Consider the following 18,430-nt stretch of genomic DNA (forward strand, 5'->3'; position numbering starts at 1 on the left):
TATCAGCATGAGCGACTTTACGCAGCGAAAGTATTACCGCCCTTACATCAGTCCATTTAATCCTTGTCCCCCTATTAGAGTGAAATCATATGAAACCCCGCCCCAACTTTACCTCGGTTTTCAACCTTACGGGTTACCACAGTATAAACCACAGCAAGCTTTGTATTGCGGAACACTGTGGCCGGCTTTATTTTCTCCGTACAATGGAAGATATTGGGGGAGGGAAGAAGCATGAGTCAAAAACAGCTCCCAAAAGAATTTTATCCGTTAATGGAAGAATTGCAAGTTGTTGATTTTGTATTGGTGGAACTAACGCTTTATTTGGATACTCATCCTAATGATACAGCGGCGATTCAACAATTTAATGAAGCTGCATATTACCGTCATCAATTAGTACCTCAGGTAGAGCAGTATTTGGGACCGTTACAGCAATTTGGGAACAGTTATAGCGGCTATCCTTGGAATTGGAATGAAGCCCCTTGGCCATGGCAATTATAGAAAAGGAGGCTTTTTATGTGGGTATATGAAAAAAAGCTGCAATACCCGGTGAAAGTAGGTACTTGCAACCCGATGCTTGCTAAGTTTCTGATTGAGCAGTATGGCGGAGCGGATGGGGAATTGTCCGCTGCTCTTCGATACTTAAATCAGCGTTATTCGATTCCGGATGAAGTGATTGGATTACTTACAGACATTGGAACAGAAGAGTTTGCCCATCTTGAAATGATTGCGACGATGGTGTTTAAATTGACAAAAGATGCAACCGCTGATCAGATGAAAGAGGCCGGATTAGGGGCCCATTATGCTAATCACGATAACGCCTTGTATTATGAAAATGCAGCAGGTGTTCCCTGGACGGCTTCGTACATTAATGCAAAAGGTGATCCTATTGCTGATTTGTATGAAGATATTGCAGCTGAGGAAAAAGCTCGTGCTACGTATCAATGGATCATTGACATGTCGGATGATCCGGATCTGAATGACGGCTTAAAGTTTTTGCGAGAACGTGAAATCGTTCATTCGCAACGATTTAGAGAAGCCGTTGAAATTTTAAAAGAAGAGAGAGACCGGCAAAAAATATTTTAACGAATGAAGGGGCTTATGGGCATTTGCTCATGAGGTCCCTTTTTTATAATCATGAGCAGGAGAGTATACGTTTATTCCGATACTACAGGTGGTTTTAACATAATTTACTAACCAACCTAGTTGTTGCTGTCTGTACATATATATGAGTACCGGTCCGCTTTGTTTTTTCAGTGTTTCCTCTACTCGCTATGATTTTCAAAATGACTCAGTTTGAGCAGCTGGTCGTCGTTTTCATCAGGATTCCCGCGTCCATCTCTGTTGTTTGTGATGACATACATATCCTCATCTCTAATGAACACATCTCTCAATCGACCTTCCCCCGAAAAAACGACTTCCATTGTTTCCTCTTCCACATCGATTCGCATAAGTTGTGTGCCGCGTAATCCGGTTACATAAAAATCATTGTTACTGTCAAATGTGCTGCCGGAAGGAGCCCAAGTGTCACTTCCAGAGTGTAAGAGTGGAGTTTCCATATCGTTTTGTTCCTCGTCTCCAGTGATGACAGGCCAGCCATAGTTTTCCCCGGGTTGAATGTGGTTTATTTCATCATGTGCTGAGGAACCGTGTTCAGAACTGTATAGTTGGTTATCTTCATTCCAGCCAAGACCTTGAGGGTTTCGATGCCCGTAAGAATAGACGTATGAATTATCGATGGGGTTGTCGTCAGGAACGCTGCCATCAAGGGTCATTCTTAAAATACTTCCGGCAAAATCATCGGTTTGTTGGGATTTATCTTCCATGTTCGCATCCCCCGTTGTCGCATAAAGAAACCCGTCAGGACCGATTTTTAATCGACCGCCATTGTGAATTTGCGATCCGGGAATGTTATCAAGTAATATCTCCTCTTCGACCCAGCTTTCGCCTTGTTTTGTTACAGCAATGATTCGATTGAATATAGAATTATTCTGTTGATAGCTGTGATATAAGTAAGCTTTCTGTGATTCTGAAAAATTCGGATCGAGTTGAAAACCGAGCAATCCACCTTCACCGTTGCTTGCGATTTCTTCCGTGCTTTCAACATTTTGTCGGTGTACTGTTCCGTTTTCATCAATACGTGCAATGGTACCATTACGTTCGGTCACATAAAAATAATCGTCATGAAATTGAATGGCCCAAGGAACATTAAGTTCTGTCGCAACCGTTTCAACAGAAAAACTTTCTGATGATGTTTCTGGTTGACTACTATCATTTGTTTGTTGATCGCTCATATTCGATTCGTTTTCTCTCATTTCTTCTTCTGATCCACAAGCTGTAATGATAAGAAAAATCGGAAGTAAATAGTAGAAAGATAGATATTTAAACAAAACAACATCCTCCGTTTCTGGTATAGTAATATCTATGATTCCCGTTACAACGGATGTCTAATCTCGAAACCAAAAATGAACACCTTTCTCACGCAAGAAAACGAAGGTATAATGAAAAATAGCGTATCGTAGTTTACTAGGAGGCAAGCTATGCTGAAAGAAGCGGAAGAACATTTAAGACAATATTTTGGATATGACCGTTTCCTGGATGGACAGGAAAAAATAATAGATAAAGTACTGCAACATAAAAGAGTCATGGGAATTATGCCAACAGGCGGTGGAAAATCTGTCTGCTATCAAATCCCTTCGCTTATACATGATGGCATTACCATTGTTATCTCTCCGTTGATATCTTTAATGAAAGACCAAGTGGACGAAGTACGGGAAGCGGGAATATCAGCGACATATATTAACAGCTCTCTTTCTTATGAAGAAACAAGGGATCGTATGAAAGGATTGCAAAATAAAGAATACAGCCTACTTTATTTAGCACCAGAAAGATTGGGACATACCGAATTTTTAAAACAACTTAAAAACGTGCCTGTTTCACTTATTGCGATAGATGAAGCCCATTGTTTATCACAATGGGGACATGATTTTCGACCAAGTTATATGGATATACCGAAATTCCTTGATTTCGTTGGAAAGGATATATCTGTTCTTGCATTAACTGCTACAGCAACGCCACAAGTGGCAACCGACATCTGCAGGGCGCTGTCTATTCCGGATGAAGATGTTGTAAAAACTGGTTTCGCTCGAAAAAATCTTACATTTTCCGTAATAAAGGGACAAGATCGAGATGCATATACTATAGATTATGTAAAAAAACATCGAGGCCAGCCGGGCATTATTTACGCGACAACACGTAAAGAAGTGGAACGATTGCATCAACGTCTAGAAAAAGAAAATATACAGGCAGAAAAATATCATGGAGGAATGGGGGCTGATGAAAGAGCGTCGGGGCAAGAACGGTTTGTCTATGATGAGGTGGATGTTATGGTCGCAACCACCGCTTTTGGTATGGGGATTAATAAGTCCAATGTTCGTTTTGTCCTTCATGCCCAAATGCCAAGGAATATAGAGTCATACTATCAAGAGGCAGGAAGGGCAGGTAGAGATGGAGCGGAAAGTGATTGCGTCTTGTTATTTGCCCCTCAAGATATACAAACTCATCAATTTTTGATTGATCAATCGCGTATGGATGATAAACGAAAGGAAAATGAATATCAAAAGTTGAGACAAATGGTGAATTATTGCCACTCCGAGGATTGTTTGCAAAATCAAATTCTTTCTTATTTTGGGGATGTAGCAGAAGAATCTTGTGGAATATGTCTGCATTGTACAGATAATCGTTCTCTGCAAGATGTGACAAGGGATGCTCAAATGGTTTTTTCTTGTGTGAAGCGGATGAGAGAACGATACGGAAAGACATTAGTGACTCAAGTTCTCACTGGATCATCCAATCAAAAAATTCGTCAATTTCGTTTAAACACTTTATCTACGTATGGATTGTTAAAAAAACAACCACAAAAAAACGTTACAGAATTTATTGATTTTTTAGTGGCTCATGAGTACTTAGCTTTGTCTGAAGGAGCCTATCCTGTCTTAAAACTTGCGAATCGGGCGCTTGATGTCCTCCAAGGGAAAGCTAAAGTGATGAAAAAAGAGACGCTCGTTGCAAAAACAATCTCTAACGAAGACCCGTTATTTGAAGAGATGAGGCAGCTCAGGTTATCTCTTGCAAAACAACATGAAATTGCGCCATATATGGTTTTTTCTGATCAAACATTAAAAGAATTATGTACGTATTTGCCTGAAAGTGAACGAGAAATGCTGAAAATTAAAGGAATTGGCCAGCAAAAATTAGAAACGTTTGGGCACGAATTTTTAGAAGTAATGAAACGGTATAAAACAGAAACTCAGCAGGAAAAAGTGTAGTTACTATTTCTTTTCAATGTTCCAATACAGGAGTATGATGGAATGAATAGGAGGAGATAATATGGTAATACTTCACGCTTTACAGCATGCGAGAATATTTGTGGTCGGAATTTTTTCTATAACAGCTTTAAGCTTAATGGCATTTCAATCGGTTGAAATTGCACAAGCTTTTATGACATTATTCTCGGATTACTTTCATAAAGATTAATGCTAAATAATAAACAGGCTGATTTATTTATCATCTCTCGGTAAATATCAGCTTGTTTTTTTAACGGTGGTAACAATAAGAGTGGATTTCTAGGCAATGACTCCTTATAACAATGGATGATCATATATCATCACCTATGTTGTTTTCATGTTACAGACAATCACTGTATATTGAGAAATTATCCATTTCAATTGTAGTATCTCCAAATATACAAAAAAGAACTCTCTATAAAGAGAGTTCTTTTGATATGAATGGTGCGATTTATTGTTTGTTTACGTTAGCAGCTTGTGGGCCACGGTCGCCTTCAACGATTTCGAAGCTCACCTGTTGACCTTCTTCTAGTGTTTTGAATCCTTCTTCCTGAATAGCGGAGAAGTGAACAAATACGTCATCTGCACCTTCGCGCTCGATAAAACCAAATCCTTTTTCTGCGTTAAACCATTTAACTGTTCCTTGTTCCATGTGATCCTCCTGTGTGCGATTCTCTACACGCACAAAATAAATTACTTATCTTGCTAAACGCTATGGTTAATTTCGATTAACCTTAGGTGACAAAATAGCAAGTTCATGATATCATGCTTTCAAAATTAATGCAAGCCCTTTAGTAATAAAATTTATAAATGACTTTTTTTCTGTTTAGCTTTTACGGCTTGTTTGATTGTGGAATACGTTTGAAGGTTACTTAATGAGATATCCAAAGACTTTGATTTCACTGCAATATCGGGGTTTACACCAGTTATAATGAGTTCTGCTCCTAATAATTTAACTAAATCATTAAGATTAAATAAACCTTTCATGATTTCATCATCAAGGTTGTTTAATCCAGATAAATCAAGAATCAATGTTTCCACATCGGATGAATGAATCATTTCTGTTACATGATTAAAAATGATTTTTAGCCGATCTTCATCAACGTTTCCAATAATAGGTAATGCGAAAACGTTGTCTATAATAGGCACAATTGGAGCGGACATTAAATTAATCTCTTTGTTATATGCGTTAGCACGTTCTTCAGCGTGTTTTTGTTTCGTTATATCTTTTTGAACACCTATGAAATAATATTTATTTTCTTCTTCAACGTATATTGGGTCAATGTGAAGTTCGTTCCAAAATAGTGAACCGTCTTTCCGGTAGTTGAGAATCTCTGCTGAAACAGCCTTTTGTTGAGAAATGGCAAGCCGGATGTTTGCAACAGTTCCATGATCTGTTTGTGTTCCTTGTAGAAAGCGGCAATTTTTTCCGATGATTTCATCTGGAGAGTAGCCTGTCAATTGAACAAATCCCTCGTTAACATAAATAATGGGATTATCTTCTTGATCTGGATCTGTAATAATAACCCCTACTCGTGTTGAATCCATTGCTTTTATCAACAAATCAGTGGAAGGGGGATAAGTTACTGGCTTAGACATACAAATACAGACTCCTTTAAAAATTTACTATTTCCATTATATCAGAACTTGTCGAATGAAGAATTATTTTCTGTATGGAAAAATAAAATGAAAAGTAATGTTTAAAATAACCTCCTTTAGAGGAATAACAATATTGAGCACCTATGATTCATCATAACAAAAAATTTTTTTAGAAAAGGTGATAAATATGGCTATTTTTACAGCAAAAGCAACAGCACACGGTGGAAGAGACGGACATGTTAGATCAGAAGATGGTTTGATTGATTTAAATCTTATCACGCCGGGATCTTCCTCAGAAACAGGCTCGAATCCTGAACAGTTATTTGCTGCTGGTTATTCAGCTTGCTACGATGGAGCTCTAAATCTTGTAGCAAAAAACCAGAACAAAGAGATTGAGTCAAAAGTGGATGGAGCCGTTAGTCTTTTAAAAGATGAAGGTGACAATGGATTTAAAATAGCGGTGGAGCTTAATGTAGAAGTAAAAGGTGTTTCGCAAGAAGAAGCAGAGGAATTAACTGCTGCTGCTCATCAAGTCTGCCCGTATTCCAAGGCGACTCGCGGAAATATTGAAGTAACGATTAACACCGAAGCAAAATAATTATGGGGTAATACATTAAAAGAACCTGTTGGACAATCCAATTGTGATGTGTCCAACAGGTTCTTATTCTTTGCTTAGTCTTCCACGTTTAGGCGATTTGCGCTTTTCTTGTTACTCAACAGCATTCTTATTTTTCTGCCGAAGACTTTGTAAAATCGGTACGATAAAGGAAAGAAATCCAACAATCAACATGCCTAGTGCAATAGGTTGAGTGAAGAAAATCGTTATATCGTTGTTTGACATAGTCATGGCTTGTCTAAATGATTCTTCCATCATACCGCCAAGGATAAAAGCGAGAATGAATGGGGCCGGTGGAAACTTGAGTAGACGCATAATGTAACCGAGGGCACCAAAAATAAGCAATAAATATAAATCGAATACGTTAAAGCTGATTGAATAGACCCCAATCATGCTAAACATGATAACTAATGATACAAGCATAGGACGCGGAATCGAAAGTATTTTTGCGATATAAGGTATTAAAGGAAGATTTAATATCAGTAGAAACATGTTACCGATATACATACTGACAATAACTCCCCAGAATAATTCAGGTTGGTCAGTCATTAACAAAGGGCCAGGCTGGATATCCATCACTAACAAAGCACCTAATAAAACGGCGGTTGTCCCTGATCCGGGTATACCTAAACTTAGTAATGGCACAAAAGCACCACTTGTAGCGGCATTATTTGCTGTTTCAGGAGCAGAGACTCCTCGAACAGCCCCTTTACCAAATTCTTCTGGTTTTTTTGTTATCTTTTTTTCTGTAATGTAACCGATGAAAGAGGCAATGGTTGCGCCAGCTCCAGGTAAAATACCTAAAATAAAACCTAAGAAAGATTGTCTCCCCATTGGACCGCTCATGTCTTTAAAATCGCTTTTTGAAAGTTTCAAACTTCCAATCGAATCATTTTTTCCAGTTGTTTGTTTGCGGTTAATAATTAATGCACATACTTCTGCCAGTGCAAATAAACCAAGGGCAACGACAAGGAAATCTATCCCTTCGAGAAGATTAGGATTTCCGAATGTGAAACGTGTCGTACCGGTTTGTGTATCGATTCCAATGGTAACAGCCATCATACCTACAACAGCAGATATAAGTGCTTTAATCGTAGAACCGTCTGCTAAGCTGGAAATAGCCGTAAGGCCAAGTACCATTAATGCGAAGTATTCAGGTGGACCGAACACAATTGCAATACTTGAAAGCATAGGAGCAAAAAGCATTAATAGGATAACGCTGATGGTTCCGCCAACAAACGAGGAAATAGCCGCAATCGCAAGAGCCTTTCCCGCTTCTCCACGTTGTGCCATTGGATAGCCGTCAAATGAAGTGGCAACGGTTCCTGAAATTCCAGGAGCATTTAAAAGAATAGACGAGGTGGATCCTCCAAATACAGCCCCGTAATATACACCTGCCATAAGCACTAATGCAATAGGAGGATCCATGTTGTATGTTAACGGGATCATAATGGCAATAGCACTTATTGGACCGAGACCAGGCATCATTCCAATTAACGTTCCTGCCATGACACCAAGAAAGACAAACAAAATTCCTTGAAAACTAAATGCCAGCTGAACTCCGCTGAATATTCCTTCTAAAGATCCCATAAGATAATGTCCTCCTTTCTAAAACGGAATAACCCCCGAAGGTAAATTGATTCCGAGTAATATTGTGAACACACTGTAAAGTACAGTAGGAAAAACAAAAGATACGATAAGATTTGCAATGTGTTTTTGATACCCGAGAAATAAACTACAACTATAAATAAATAAAAAAGATACAAGAATAAAACCTAAACGTTCAAGGAAAAATATATAACCGAAAGTAATGACGAGAACTCCTAGTATTTTTATGACATCGTCTTTTGGGATATGGCGTTTCTTTTTTTCTTCTTCTGTTTCTTTATCCTTTGTAAAGAATAGTAGAACGCTTAATAAAATAAGGAGAAAACCCAACGCTTTTGGCATAGTATCCGTACCAATAGGTCCATTTCCAAAACTTTGCAGTTGAAAAGCTAAATATAAATAAAAAACGGCAAGAGCAATAAGTACAAGACTAACTTTTCTGTGAATTGGTTTTAACATATTTCAATCCTCCAATCATTGATGACTGATAAACAATGCTAGGAAGTCGTGGTCTTATTAAATAAGAGACCACGACTTTTCGCACCGTTATTCACCTTGAATGTTTAATTCGTTCAATAACTCTTGCATGGATTCTTTTTCTTCACTTAAAAATTCCTTGTATTCTTCGCTCTCCATGTACATTTCATTCCAGGCGAACTTTTCGCGTGTTTCTTGCCAATGTTCAGACTCATTTAATTCTGCAAACTTTTCTTCATAGTAAGCAATTTCCGCTTCGCTCATATCGGGAGGTCCGAAGAACCCTCTCCAGTTAACGAATGTTTCATCAATGCCTTGTTCTTTTGCAGTAGGGAAGTCTTCAACAACGTCTCCCTCCATACGTTCTTCTGATGTTACGCCAAGCACCCTGATTTTATCAGCTCGAACCTGTTCAATCGTTTCTGTCACACCGGAAGAATAAACATCTGCGTTTCCGTTTAACAGGTTTGTCATGGTGCTTCCGTCTTGAGCAGAAACATATTTAACTGATTTCGGGTCAACGCCTGCTGCTTTTGCGATTTTTACAAATTGGATATGATCCATACTTCCTGGTGAAGATTCTCCGATAACCGTAATATCATCAGGATTATCTTTCATATCGTCAAACAATTCATTAAGATTGTCCCAAGAAGCATCTTCACGAACCGCAAATGCTCCGTAATCAGAAATCATATTAGCAAGCGGTGTAAAATCTTCATAACCATATTCGGACTGCCCATTTAAAGGAACCAATAAAAGCGGTGGAGATCCGACAAACAGATGATGCGGATTTCCAGATTTTTCGGCGACGTAAGACCAACCGATAGCTCCGCCTCCTCCTTCTTTGTTAACAACACCAAGACCTTGATCAATTATTCCTTCCTCTTCAAATCCTTCAGCGGCCATTCTTGCAGTTGTATCCCAGCCGCCACCAGCACTTGATGGAGCAACGATTTCAATCGATTGATCTGGTTTCCAATTTTCGTCCGAAGAACCGGAAGCGCTTTCTTCTTCGTCACTACTTGAGTCAGCACTGCCACAGGCAGCAAGTACTATCATTGTAAAAAGAGCTAAGAATAATAGCCATGTTTTCTTCATAATGAAATTCCCCCTTTAATTGATAACTTCATGATAAAAAATATTCTTAAATTTGTAACCGTTTTCAAAATAACCTGTATAAAAAACAAAAAATATAATAAAGTTCATTTTGTTCACAGAAATTTAATAGGAAGGGGAAAGTCGGCCAGTAATGGTAGTAATTTAGCAAGTATTAAATAATGTTTTGAAAGTAAACGTGCGGTTTCGCTAGTAAAATTTCATTAGGTAGCTTCTTCAAAGACACGTTATTTTATAATTTCTCATTAAAAAAACCCGGAAAACTCCGGATTGTGGGCAGTCTCGTGCGTAGGTCCAGAAACGACGTCGACTTTCAGGGCGCTTGCTCTTTTCTTAGGTATTAAAATATTTTCTTTCTGGTCTACCGACTATTCCGTATATAGGTTTTGCCTCGGCTTGGTTTTTTGAAATCAAAAACTCAAGGTAGCGTCTGGCTGTCGTACGCGATGCACCTAAATATTTCCCCATTTCTTCAGCCGTGACTCCGTCTTCTGTTTTTTCTAATTCTTGACGAACGGTTTGCAGTGTAAGAGAATCAATTCCTTTAGGGAGTTGATCTAATTCATCACCGTTTGAGGAGACTGTGTCGCCTGAAGGAGAACGAAAAGATGTTAATTTGTCTATATGATCTTGTGTCATTTCATTCGTTTCGTTTAGTTGTTTCTGAAATAACTGATATTCTTGCAACGTTTTCTCAAGCCGCTTGAGCGATACCGGCTTGATAATATAATCAAATACACCATAACGAAGTGATTTTTGAACATGTTCTGTATCTGTAGAAGCTGATATAATCACGATATCGACAGAAGGAAAGGTTTCACGTATGTTACTTAATAAATTTGTCCCGAGTGCATCAGGCATATAAATATCGAGCAATAGTAGGTCTATAGGCTGTTGTTCAAGCATTGTCATCGTTTCACTTGCATTCAGCGCCTGGTGCTTGCAAGTGAAGTCACCGACTCGATTAACAAGTTCCTGATGTATCGAAGCAATTCGAAAATCATCTTCTGCAATTCCTACGTTAATCATAAGATGGTACTCCTTTTTTATATTTCTTTAGGTAGATAAACAGAAAAAATAGCGCCGCTTTCTCCAATAGTTTCGAACTCTAGCATACCGTCAAGTTCTTCTATTGTATCCCTTATTATGGCTAATCCATATCCACGTTCATTTTGTCCGTGTTTTGTGGAAAATCCTTTTTCCATCATTGCAGTAAGGTCTGTAGGCAGACCAGGACCGTTATCAGTTATTTCAAAAATGATGTCATGACCGATATCTGTCACAAAAAACGACACGGTTGGATTCTCATTGTGTAACGATGCATCCATCGCATTGTCAATCACATTGCCGAGTATAGAAATCAATTGTGTTTGACTAATATGAGCGGGCAAGGGTTCTAATTGGCTTGTTTCATCAATTTCAAAATTAATTTTTCGTTCTGAGGCGCGACCGGATTTTCCAGTAAGAATAGCCTGCACAGCTGCATCTTTTATTTGATGGAATAAGACGGTTGTTTGTCTTTTTTGTATCCTTGTTTCTTCGTTAATTAAGTTAATCGCATCATTAATCCGCCCTAAATGTAAATAACCAGCTAACGCATAAAGTTTATTCGAATATTCATGATTTTGAGAACGCAAATCATCAGAATACTTTTTAATATCAGAAAGGGTGTTAGCCATCTCCATCATTTCAGTTTTGTCACGAAAAGTAGCAACGACACCGACAATTCTGTGATCATCAAAAATAGGTTCTCGGTTGACAATAAATAATTTTCCCTTCATTGATAACTCTTGGTTGAATTCCGGCTGACCATGCTGTAATACTCGTTCCATCACCGAATTAGGAAGAATATCTTTGACGGGGGTACCTTGTACGTCTTTATCAAATTGCAGCATCTCTTTGGCAGCATCGTTAATCATTGTAATCTTCGCGTTCGTATCGATGGCGATAATTCCTTCTGGTATAGCTTTTAAAGTGGCCTGGCGTTCTTGATACAACGTCGCAATTTGAATAGGTTCGAGTCCGTACATATCTTTTTTGATACTTTTTGATAATAAAACAGCACCTATTGTACTTAGTCCAATAGCGGCAAGAGCAAGTAAAGCTAGCATACCGATACGCTGGAATATCGTCGCACGTAAGTCTTCTATTAAAAAACCGACAGAAATAATACCGATAATATTGCCATCTTCATCTCTTACAGGGGCTTTTCCACGAAGAGAAGGGCCAAGCGTTCCTTCTGCTTGAGAAATATATGATTCACCATTTAACAGAGCGCGATCATTATCGCCGCCCACCATATGTTTGCCAATTTTCCATTCATCTGGATGGGCATATCGAATACCATTTTTGTCTCCGATAACAACAAATTCTGCACCTGACTGTTCACGAATTCTTTCTGCATAAGGCTGCAAAATAGTAGAAGGATTTTCTGTATTGAATGCTTCTTGTACAGTTGGTGCTCCGGCAACGTATGTAGCAGTACTAAGTGCTTTATCACCTAGCGTCTCTTCGATGTCCTGAGATTCTATGTAGGCAAAGAAACCGGATAAAACGACAGTGACCAACGTGATAAGGACAAGAATTAGAATAATAATTTTTGTTTGAATGCTAACGCGCATGTAGACCTCACCGTTCTTGTCAGAACATTTTAAATAAATTCTACCATAATATGAATCACGAGGTGAACGATAAACGACACAGAAAGATGAGATTGTGTGATAATATGGAATCAATCATGAAAAGAAGAGGAAGGATTTTCAATCAATGAGTAAATCAATTGTTCTTGCAGAAAAACCATCTGTTGGAAAAGATATTGCGAGAGTCTTAGGATGTACCCAACAAAAAAATGGATATATAGAAGGGTCAAAATATATTGTTACTTGGGCTTTTGGTCACTTAGTCACTTTAGCCGAGCCGGAAACCTATGATACAAAATATAAAACGTGGCGTTTGGAAGACTTGCCGATGCTTCCATCACAATTAAAATTAGCTGTCATAAAAAAATCGGGGAAACAATTTAATACCGTCAAACAACAGCTGTATCGAAATGATGTGAAGGACGTTATTATCGCGACAGATGCTGGAAGGGAAGGAGAATTAGTTGCTAGATGGGTACTAGAAAAAACAAATGTGAAAAAGAATATAAAACGTCTGTGGATATCATCTGTAACCGATCAAGCAATCAAGAAAGGGTTTCAACAGCTACATGATGGACAAAAATTTTCTTCCTTATATAAAGCAGCTCAAGCAAGAGCAGAAGCGGATTGGTATGTTGGAATGAATGCGACTAGAGCTTTGACTACAAAGTTTAACGCATCTCTATCCTGTGGGCGAGTTCAAACACCTACGATAGCTATGGTTGCAGAACGAGAAAAAGAAATCAAAGAATTTCGTCCGGACACCTATTATCAAGTAAAAGCCGAAGCTGAAAATGGCGTTCCCTTTTGGTGGAAGGAAGAAAAAAGTGGAAGCACCCGGACTTTTTCTAAGGAAAAAACAGATAAGTTATTAGATAAAGTGAAAAATAAAAAAGCTGTTATCACTTCGGTGGTAAATAAGGAAAAACAACAGGGACCTCCATTGTTATTTGACTTGACAGAACTACAAAGAGAATGTAATCAGCGTTTTGGCTATTCTGCAAAGGAAACATTGAGTGCATTGCAGCGTTTATATGAAGTACATAAAGTACTGACGTATCCGAGAACAGATTCCCGTTATTTGTCATCTGATTTAAAAGGGACAATGAGAGAACGGTTAAACGCAAGTGATGTCCCGCCGTTTTCAAAGTTCGTGTTGAAAATTAACAAACAGAACTTATCCATATCAAAACAAATGATTAATGATAAAAAAGTAACCGATCACCATGCTATTATTCCAACCGAAGAACCTCCTAAATTTCCTGATATGTCCGATAAGGAAAAGAAGATATATGAATTAGTCGTAACTCGTTTTATTGCAGCGTTTTATCCAGCTGAACACCGTGTTGAGACAGAAGTACAAGCAACCATCGAGAATGAAACCTTTATCGCAAAAGGACAAACCGTCAAAACGCTGGGTTGGAAAGAGGTATATCAGACAGACAATAAGCAACATCAAAACGAAGGTTTACCTGATATGAAAGAAAACGATTCTATTTCTATTATTAAAAGCAATGTAGAACATGGAGAAACCAAGCCTCCATCGCCTTTAACAGAAGCGAATCTTTTATCTGCAATGGAAAATCCGTCCCGTTTCATGAAAGGAGAAGATAAGGAGCTTCTAGAAACGATAAAAAATACAGGAGGTATAGGGACAGTAGCGACAAGAGCAGATATTATTGAAAAATTACAAAACAGTTTTCTGCTTGAAAAACGAGGCAAAACTCTTCACCTGACTTCAAAAGGAAAACAGTTGTTGGACCTTGTTCCGGATGAATTAAAATCGGCTACGTTAACAGCAGAGTGGGAACAACAGTTAGATGAAATAGAAAAGGGGAATTTGGATAAAAAAGTATTTGTTGGGAACATTAAAAAATACGCCTCAGATGTAGTAGAAGATATTAAGCATAGTTCAAAGTCTTTTAAACATGACAATGTTACAGGAACCCCTTGCCCTGAATGTGGGAAGTTATTGCTTGAAGTGAAGGGAAAACGTGGGAAGATGAAAGTGTGTCAAGATAAATCCTGCGGATATAAAAAGAACATTTCCAAAATAACAAACGCTCGTTGCCCTAAGTGTAAAAAACAAATGGAGTTAAGAGGAGAAGGCGAAGGTAAATTATTCGTTTGCAAATGTGGATATAAAGAAAAGGAATCGTCATTTGTGGATAGAAGAAACAAAGAAAAACGCGATAAGGCTTCAAAGCAGGATGTGAAAAAGTATTTAAATAATCAACAACAAGAAGAAATGACGAATCCTGCTTTAGCCGAGGCATTAAAGAAATTTAAAAAAGATGATTAAAAACACAGAGTTCCCGCTCAAACAATATAAGTGCTGGGCGGGATTATAATGACAATAAAAATGTAAGTAGAATTTTCATGCAAGTTATGGTAAGATTAATTAGTTGAAACGAATGAATCCGAAATGGGCTGTATCCTGTTTAGGAAACGGGGTACTTTTTTTATAGGAGGCATTATATTTCACGACATGTACGCTAAAAATAATATTAAACGGTTATTAAAGAAAAAGGAGATATACTATATTGACATTGTTTTCAGAATTACAGATGGATGAACAAATTTTACGAGCAGTTAATGAAATGGGTTTTGAAGAGGCGACCCCTATTCAAGCAGAAGTTATTCCAAAGTTCAAAAAGGGCCGAGATATCATTGGACAAGCTCAAACAGGTACTGGTAAAACAGCAGCTTTCGGTATTCCTCTTATAGAACAAATGGAAGAAGAGACAGACTATCCACAAGGATTAGTTTTAGCACCAACAAGGGAACTGGCTATTCAAGTATCTGAAGAGCTGAATAGACTTGGACGTTTCAAAAAAGTTCAATCGTTGGCTGTATACGGTGGACAAGATATTAGCAGACAAATTAAAGCACTGAAACGTCGTCCGCAAATAATTGTTGCGACACCAGGTCGATTTATGGACCATATGCGAAGAAAAACGATACGGCCCGAGCACATGAATATGGTCGTTTTAGATGAAGCGGATGAAATGCTGAGCATGGGTTTCATTGAAGACATCGAAACGATACTTGGGTCGGTTGCTGACAACCGTCAGACACTTCTTTTTTCTGCAACAATGCCTAAACGTCTTCAATCGGTGACGTCAAAATTCATGCATGAACCAGATGTTGTGAAAGTGAAGAGTAAAGGCATGACTGTATCAAACACTGAACAACGTTTTATCGAAGTTCCGGAGAAACAAAAGTTTGATACATTATGTCACTTGCTTGATATCACGCCACCTGAGCTTGCGATTGTATTCGGCAGAACAAAACGCAGAGTCGATGAGTTATCAGAAGCACTAAACCAAAGAGGTTACGCAGCGGCAGGTATTCACGGTGATTTAAAGCAAGATCAACGTGACAAAGTACTGCGTAAATTTAAAAAAGGAATTATAGACATTCTCGTTGCAACAGACGTGGCAGCAAGAGGATTGGACGTAACAGGAGTTACTCATGTTTACAATTTCGACCTTCCGCAAGATCCTGAGAGCTATGTGCACCGCATTGGCCGTACAGGCCGAGCAGGCAATGAGGGTGTAGCTTACAGTTTTTCAACGCCTAAAGAAATCAGTCATTTGCGCTTTATTGAACAAACCATAAAGAAAGAAATGACAAGATATGAAATGCCGACGTTTGAAGAAGCGATGCACGGTCGCTATCAGCAAGCGGTGAACAAATTAAAGGAAACAGCAGCGGAAGAACAAACAACAGAATTAGAAAATGTTGCAAAAACACTTTTAAATGGTTATGATGCTGTTACGTTAGTAGCGGCAGCGGTGAAAATGAACACGAAAGAACCAGATAATGTGTCGGTTCAGCTGACAGAAGAAGCATCTTTGCGTCCAAAAAATAAATCAGGTCATCGCAATAATGGGAACAAAGGAAAAAGACCGGACAGAAGAAGATCTAATAATTACAGTAAGTCTAATAAACCACACCCGTCGAAAAAAAATAAAAGGTCGTAACTCCAACGAAGCTGCTCCGATAAGGGGCGGCTTTTTCTGTTTACATTAAAAATAATGTCATTCATGTTATTATGAATATGGTGTGGTATTCCCTCACCCAAAGGAGGTTGTTCAGTGAGTTTGTTAAGAGCTGAAAATTTACATCAAACATTTGGAGATAAAATATTATTTAATGATATTTCCTTCGTCGTTGAAGATAGGGATCGTATCGGATTAATAGGGGTGAATGGTACCGGGAAATCCTCGTTACTTAAAATTCTCGCAAATATTGATACACCGGAACGTGGACATTTATACCATTCCAATCATTTACACATAGAATACCTGTCTCAGTCACCAGAATTGGAAGAAGATATTAGCGTTTTAGAACAAATTTATTATGGTGATTCTTCTATCATGCAGACGATGAGAAAATATGAATCGACCCTTCAAGAACTAGAGGAAAACAGTGAAGATACAAAGGTACAAGAAAAGTTCATTGCCGCACAGCAGCAAATGGATGAAAATCAAGCTTGGGAAGCAAATACTGTTGCAAAACAAGTATTAATGCGTCTTGGTATTTCTGATTTCTCGAAAAAAGTGAAAGAATTATCCGGTGGTCAGAAGAAAAGAGTTGCTATAGCAAAAGCATTAATACAACCAGCTGATATTCTTATTATGGATGAGCCGACTAACCACCTTGATAACGAATCGATTGAATGGCTCGAAAGTTATTTAGCCTCTTATAAGGGAGCGTTAATCCTTGTTACACATGATAGGTATTTTTTAAACCGTGTCACGAATCGGATTTATGAATTAGATCAAGGCAATCTATATGTATATGACGGGAACTACGAATTATTTTTAGAAAAAAAGGCAGAAAGAGAAGCTTTAGAACAACAAGATGAAGTAAAACGGCAAAACATTCTCCGAACAGAGTTAGCATGGCTGAAAAGAGGGCCAAAAGCAAGAGGAACAAAACAAAAGGCTCGAGTGGATCGTGTTGAAAATTTAAAAAACCAAAAAGGGCCTGCGCAAAAGCAAGACGTTGACTTTGCTATTGGTTCTACGCGCCTTGGCAAAAAAGTAATAGAAGCTGTAGGTATTTCAAAATCTTTTGGTACGACTCAGCTGTTTACTTCGTTTGACTATTTAGTTACTCCGGGGGAACGTCTAGGAATTGTTGGTGCCAATGGAAGCGGGAAGTCAACACTTTTAAACATTTTTGCCGGTAAATTCGAACCAGATCAAGGATATGTGGAAAAGGGCTCCACCGTAAAGATAGGGTACTACTCTCAAGAAAACGAAGACTTAGATGAGAATAAACGTGTGATTGAATATATTAGAGAAGTTGCTGAAGTTGTTCAAACAATAGAAGGAAAAGAAATTACCGCTGAACAAATGTTAGAACGTTTTCTTTTTCCACGCCCTTTGCAATGGAATTATATCCATAGATTATCTGGTGGTGAACGTAGAAGACTTTATCTACTCAGCGTCCTAATGCAAGAACCGAATGTCCTTTTTCTGGATGAGCCAACGAATGATTTAGATACACAAACGTTAAGTGTATTGGAAAGTTATTTAGATCAATTTCCAGGTGTTGTTATCACGGTATCTCATGACAGATACTTCCTTGACCGAGTTGTCGATTCTTTACTCGTTTTCAAACAAGGAACAGGAATCGAAAGATATCAAGGAAATTACTCTCAATTCATCGAGGATCAAAAAAAAGATAATTCAACGGAAGAACAGCCTAAAGCTCAACAAGAAAAAGACACTTCGTCCACACCTAAATCTCGCAAAAAACTGTCTTATAAAGAAAAACAGGAATGGGAAGGGATGGAGGAAAAAATTGACCAACTAGAGAAACGGAAAGAACAAATACAAGGTGAAATAGAAAAAGCAGGCAGCGATTTTGAACAAGCGCAGGAATGGATGGAAAAAGAAAAGGAAATTGACGAAGAATTAGAGTATGCAATGGAGAGATGGACGGAATTGTCGTTAGTAATGGAAGAGATAAATCAACAAAATCAGCACAATTAAAGGACAGGACAATAGGATATCATA

Annotated in this window: 17 protein-coding genes; 9 read left to right on the plus strand and 8 right to left on the minus strand. The window is 38.2% G+C overall.

Going from position 1 to position 18,430, the window contains the following annotated elements:
- Positions 1-7: 7 nt before the first annotated feature.
- The 3 genes from J2S78_RS15760 to J2S78_RS15770 are packed head-to-tail and all read left to right on the plus strand — an operon-like array spanning position 8 to position 1,083.
- The gene (locus J2S78_RS15760) at positions 8-235 is read left to right on the plus strand and encodes a spore coat associated protein CotJA (RefSeq protein WP_306900097.1); all 228 of its coding nucleotides are present in this window, start codon (positions 8-10) and stop codon (positions 233-235) included.
- The gene (locus tag J2S78_RS15765) at positions 232-498 is read left to right on the plus strand and encodes a spore coat protein CotJB (protein WP_125556678.1); all 267 of its coding nucleotides are present in this window, start codon (positions 232-234) and stop codon (positions 496-498) included. The genes J2S78_RS15760 and J2S78_RS15765 overlap by 4 nt, the downstream gene beginning before the upstream one ends.
- A 15-nt stretch (positions 499-513) precedes the next feature.
- Complete coding sequence (locus J2S78_RS15770; RefSeq protein WP_306900099.1) at positions 514-1,083, plus strand: manganese catalase family protein; 570 nt, start codon at positions 514-516, stop codon at positions 1,081-1,083.
- A gap of 179 nt (positions 1,084-1,262) precedes the next feature.
- On the opposite strand, the gene J2S78_RS15775 is transcribed toward J2S78_RS15770, so the two are convergent.
- A complete protein-coding gene (locus J2S78_RS15775) occupies positions 1,263-2,387 on the minus strand; it encodes a PQQ-dependent sugar dehydrogenase (protein WP_306900101.1) in 1,125 nt (374 codons plus the stop codon).
- Positions 2,388-2,537: 150 nt separating this feature from the next.
- Between J2S78_RS15775 and recQ the strand changes: the two genes are divergently transcribed.
- Both recQ and J2S78_RS15785 read left to right on the plus strand, forming a co-directional pair.
- Entirely contained in the window at positions 2,538-4,325 is a 1,788-nt protein-coding gene (gene recQ, locus J2S78_RS15780; protein ID WP_306900104.1) for a DNA helicase RecQ, read from the plus strand.
- 61 nt (positions 4,326-4,386) lie between these two features.
- Positions 4,387-4,533, plus strand: coding sequence for a hypothetical protein (locus J2S78_RS15785; RefSeq protein ID WP_306900105.1), 147 nt, complete (start codon positions 4,387-4,389; stop codon positions 4,531-4,533).
- A 261-nt stretch (positions 4,534-4,794) separates the two neighbouring features.
- Here the strand turns inward: J2S78_RS15785 and J2S78_RS15790 are convergent, their stop codons facing one another.
- Together J2S78_RS15790 and ytvA are read right to left on the minus strand one after the other, a co-directional pair.
- On the minus strand, positions 4,795-4,995 hold the full coding sequence (locus J2S78_RS15790) for a cold-shock protein (RefSeq protein ID WP_026703289.1): 201 nt from the start codon (positions 4,993-4,995) through the stop codon (positions 4,795-4,797).
- A gap of 152 nt (positions 4,996-5,147) precedes the next feature.
- Entirely contained in the window at positions 5,148-5,942 is a 795-nt protein-coding gene (ytvA, locus tag J2S78_RS15795) for a YtvA family blue-light photoreceptor (RefSeq protein ID WP_306900107.1), read from the minus strand.
- A gap of 181 nt (positions 5,943-6,123) precedes the next feature.
- Between ytvA and J2S78_RS15800 the strand changes: the two genes are divergently transcribed.
- Positions 6,124-6,540, plus strand: coding sequence for an organic hydroperoxide resistance protein (locus J2S78_RS15800; RefSeq protein WP_125556787.1), 417 nt, complete (start codon positions 6,124-6,126; stop codon positions 6,538-6,540).
- 111 nt (positions 6,541-6,651) lie between these two features.
- On the opposite strand, the gene J2S78_RS15805 is transcribed toward J2S78_RS15800, so the two are convergent.
- From J2S78_RS15805 to J2S78_RS15825, 5 genes are all read right to left on the minus strand, one after another.
- Positions 6,652-8,148 (minus strand): tripartite tricarboxylate transporter permease, encoded by a 1,497-nt coding sequence (locus J2S78_RS15805; protein ID WP_306900108.1) that lies wholly within the window; start codon positions 8,146-8,148, stop codon positions 6,652-6,654.
- An 18-nt stretch (positions 8,149-8,166) separates the two neighbouring features.
- A complete protein-coding gene (locus J2S78_RS15810; protein WP_306900109.1) occupies positions 8,167-8,625 on the minus strand; it encodes a tripartite tricarboxylate transporter TctB family protein in 459 nt (152 codons plus the stop codon).
- Positions 8,626-8,712: 87 nt separating this feature from the next.
- Positions 8,713-9,741, minus strand: coding sequence for a tripartite tricarboxylate transporter substrate binding protein (locus tag J2S78_RS15815; protein WP_306900111.1), 1,029 nt, complete (start codon positions 9,739-9,741; stop codon positions 8,713-8,715).
- A 351-nt stretch (positions 9,742-10,092) separates the two neighbouring features.
- Complete coding sequence (locus tag J2S78_RS15820; protein WP_306900112.1) at positions 10,093-10,788, minus strand: response regulator; 696 nt, start codon at positions 10,786-10,788, stop codon at positions 10,093-10,095.
- Between the two features lie 17 nt (positions 10,789-10,805).
- The gene (locus tag J2S78_RS15825; protein WP_306900114.1) at positions 10,806-12,380 is read right to left on the minus strand and encodes an ATP-binding protein; all 1,575 of its coding nucleotides are present in this window, start codon (positions 12,378-12,380) and stop codon (positions 10,806-10,808) included.
- 145 nt (positions 12,381-12,525) lie between these two features.
- Here J2S78_RS15825 and J2S78_RS15830 point away from each other — a divergent pair, with 145 nt between their 5' ends.
- From J2S78_RS15830 to J2S78_RS15840, 3 genes are all read left to right on the plus strand, one after another.
- On the plus strand, positions 12,526-14,700 hold the full coding sequence (locus J2S78_RS15830; RefSeq protein ID WP_306900116.1) for a DNA topoisomerase III: 2,175 nt from the start codon (positions 12,526-12,528) through the stop codon (positions 14,698-14,700).
- 241 nt (positions 14,701-14,941) lie between these two features.
- Positions 14,942-16,384 (plus strand): degradosome RNA helicase CshA, encoded by a 1,443-nt coding sequence (cshA, locus tag J2S78_RS15835; RefSeq protein ID WP_370871579.1) that lies wholly within the window; start codon positions 14,942-14,944, stop codon positions 16,382-16,384.
- 114 nt (positions 16,385-16,498) lie between these two features.
- Positions 16,499-18,406 carry an ABC-F family ATP-binding cassette domain-containing protein gene (locus J2S78_RS15840; RefSeq protein ID WP_306900117.1) on the plus strand — a complete coding sequence of 636 codons (1,908 nt, stop codon included), beginning with the start codon at positions 16,499-16,501 and terminating at the stop codon, positions 18,404-18,406.
- Positions 18,407-18,430 lie beyond the last annotated feature (24 nt).

It is taken from the genome of Salibacterium salarium (assembly GCF_030813635.1).
GTDB classification, from domain to species: domain Bacteria; phylum Bacillota; class Bacilli; order Bacillales; family Marinococcaceae; genus Salibacterium; species Salibacterium salarium.

Bases quoted from the DNA above. Each gene is read 5' to 3' on its own strand.
- J2S78_RS15760 (WP_306900097.1), top strand. From the start codon at position 8: ATGAGCGACTTTACGCAGCGAAAGTATTACCGCCCTTACATCAGTCCA.
- J2S78_RS15765 (WP_125556678.1), top strand. From the start codon at position 232: ATGAGTCAAAAACAGCTCCCAAAAGAATTTTATCCGTTAATGGAAGAA.
- J2S78_RS15770 (WP_306900099.1), top strand. From the start codon at position 514: ATGTGGGTATATGAAAAAAAGCTGCAATACCCGGTGAAAGTAGGTACT.
- recQ (WP_306900104.1), top strand. From the start codon at position 2,538: ATGCTGAAAGAAGCGGAAGAACATTTAAGACAATATTTTGGATATGAC.
- J2S78_RS15785 (WP_306900105.1), top strand. From the start codon at position 4,387: ATGGTAATACTTCACGCTTTACAGCATGCGAGAATATTTGTGGTCGGA.
- J2S78_RS15790 (WP_026703289.1), bottom strand. From the start codon at position 4,995: ATGGAACAAGGAACAGTTAAATGGTTTAACGCAGAAAAAGGATTTGGT.
- ytvA (WP_306900107.1), bottom strand. From the start codon at position 5,942: ATGTCTAAGCCAGTAACTTATCCCCCTTCCACTGATTTGTTGATAAAA.
- J2S78_RS15805 (WP_306900108.1), bottom strand. From the start codon at position 8,148: ATGGGATCTTTAGAAGGAATATTCAGCGGAGTTCAGCTGGCATTTAGT.
- J2S78_RS15810 (WP_306900109.1), bottom strand. From the start codon at position 8,625: ATGTTAAAACCAATTCACAGAAAAGTTAGTCTTGTACTTATTGCTCTT.
- J2S78_RS15815 (WP_306900111.1), bottom strand. From the start codon at position 9,741: ATGAAGAAAACATGGCTATTATTCTTAGCTCTTTTTACAATGATAGTA.
- J2S78_RS15820 (WP_306900112.1), bottom strand. From the start codon at position 10,788: ATGATTAACGTAGGAATTGCAGAAGATGATTTTCGAATTGCTTCGATA.
- J2S78_RS15825 (WP_306900114.1), bottom strand. From the start codon at position 12,380: ATGCGCGTTAGCATTCAAACAAAAATTATTATTCTAATTCTTGTCCTT.
- J2S78_RS15830 (WP_306900116.1), top strand. From the start codon at position 12,526: ATGAGTAAATCAATTGTTCTTGCAGAAAAACCATCTGTTGGAAAAGAT.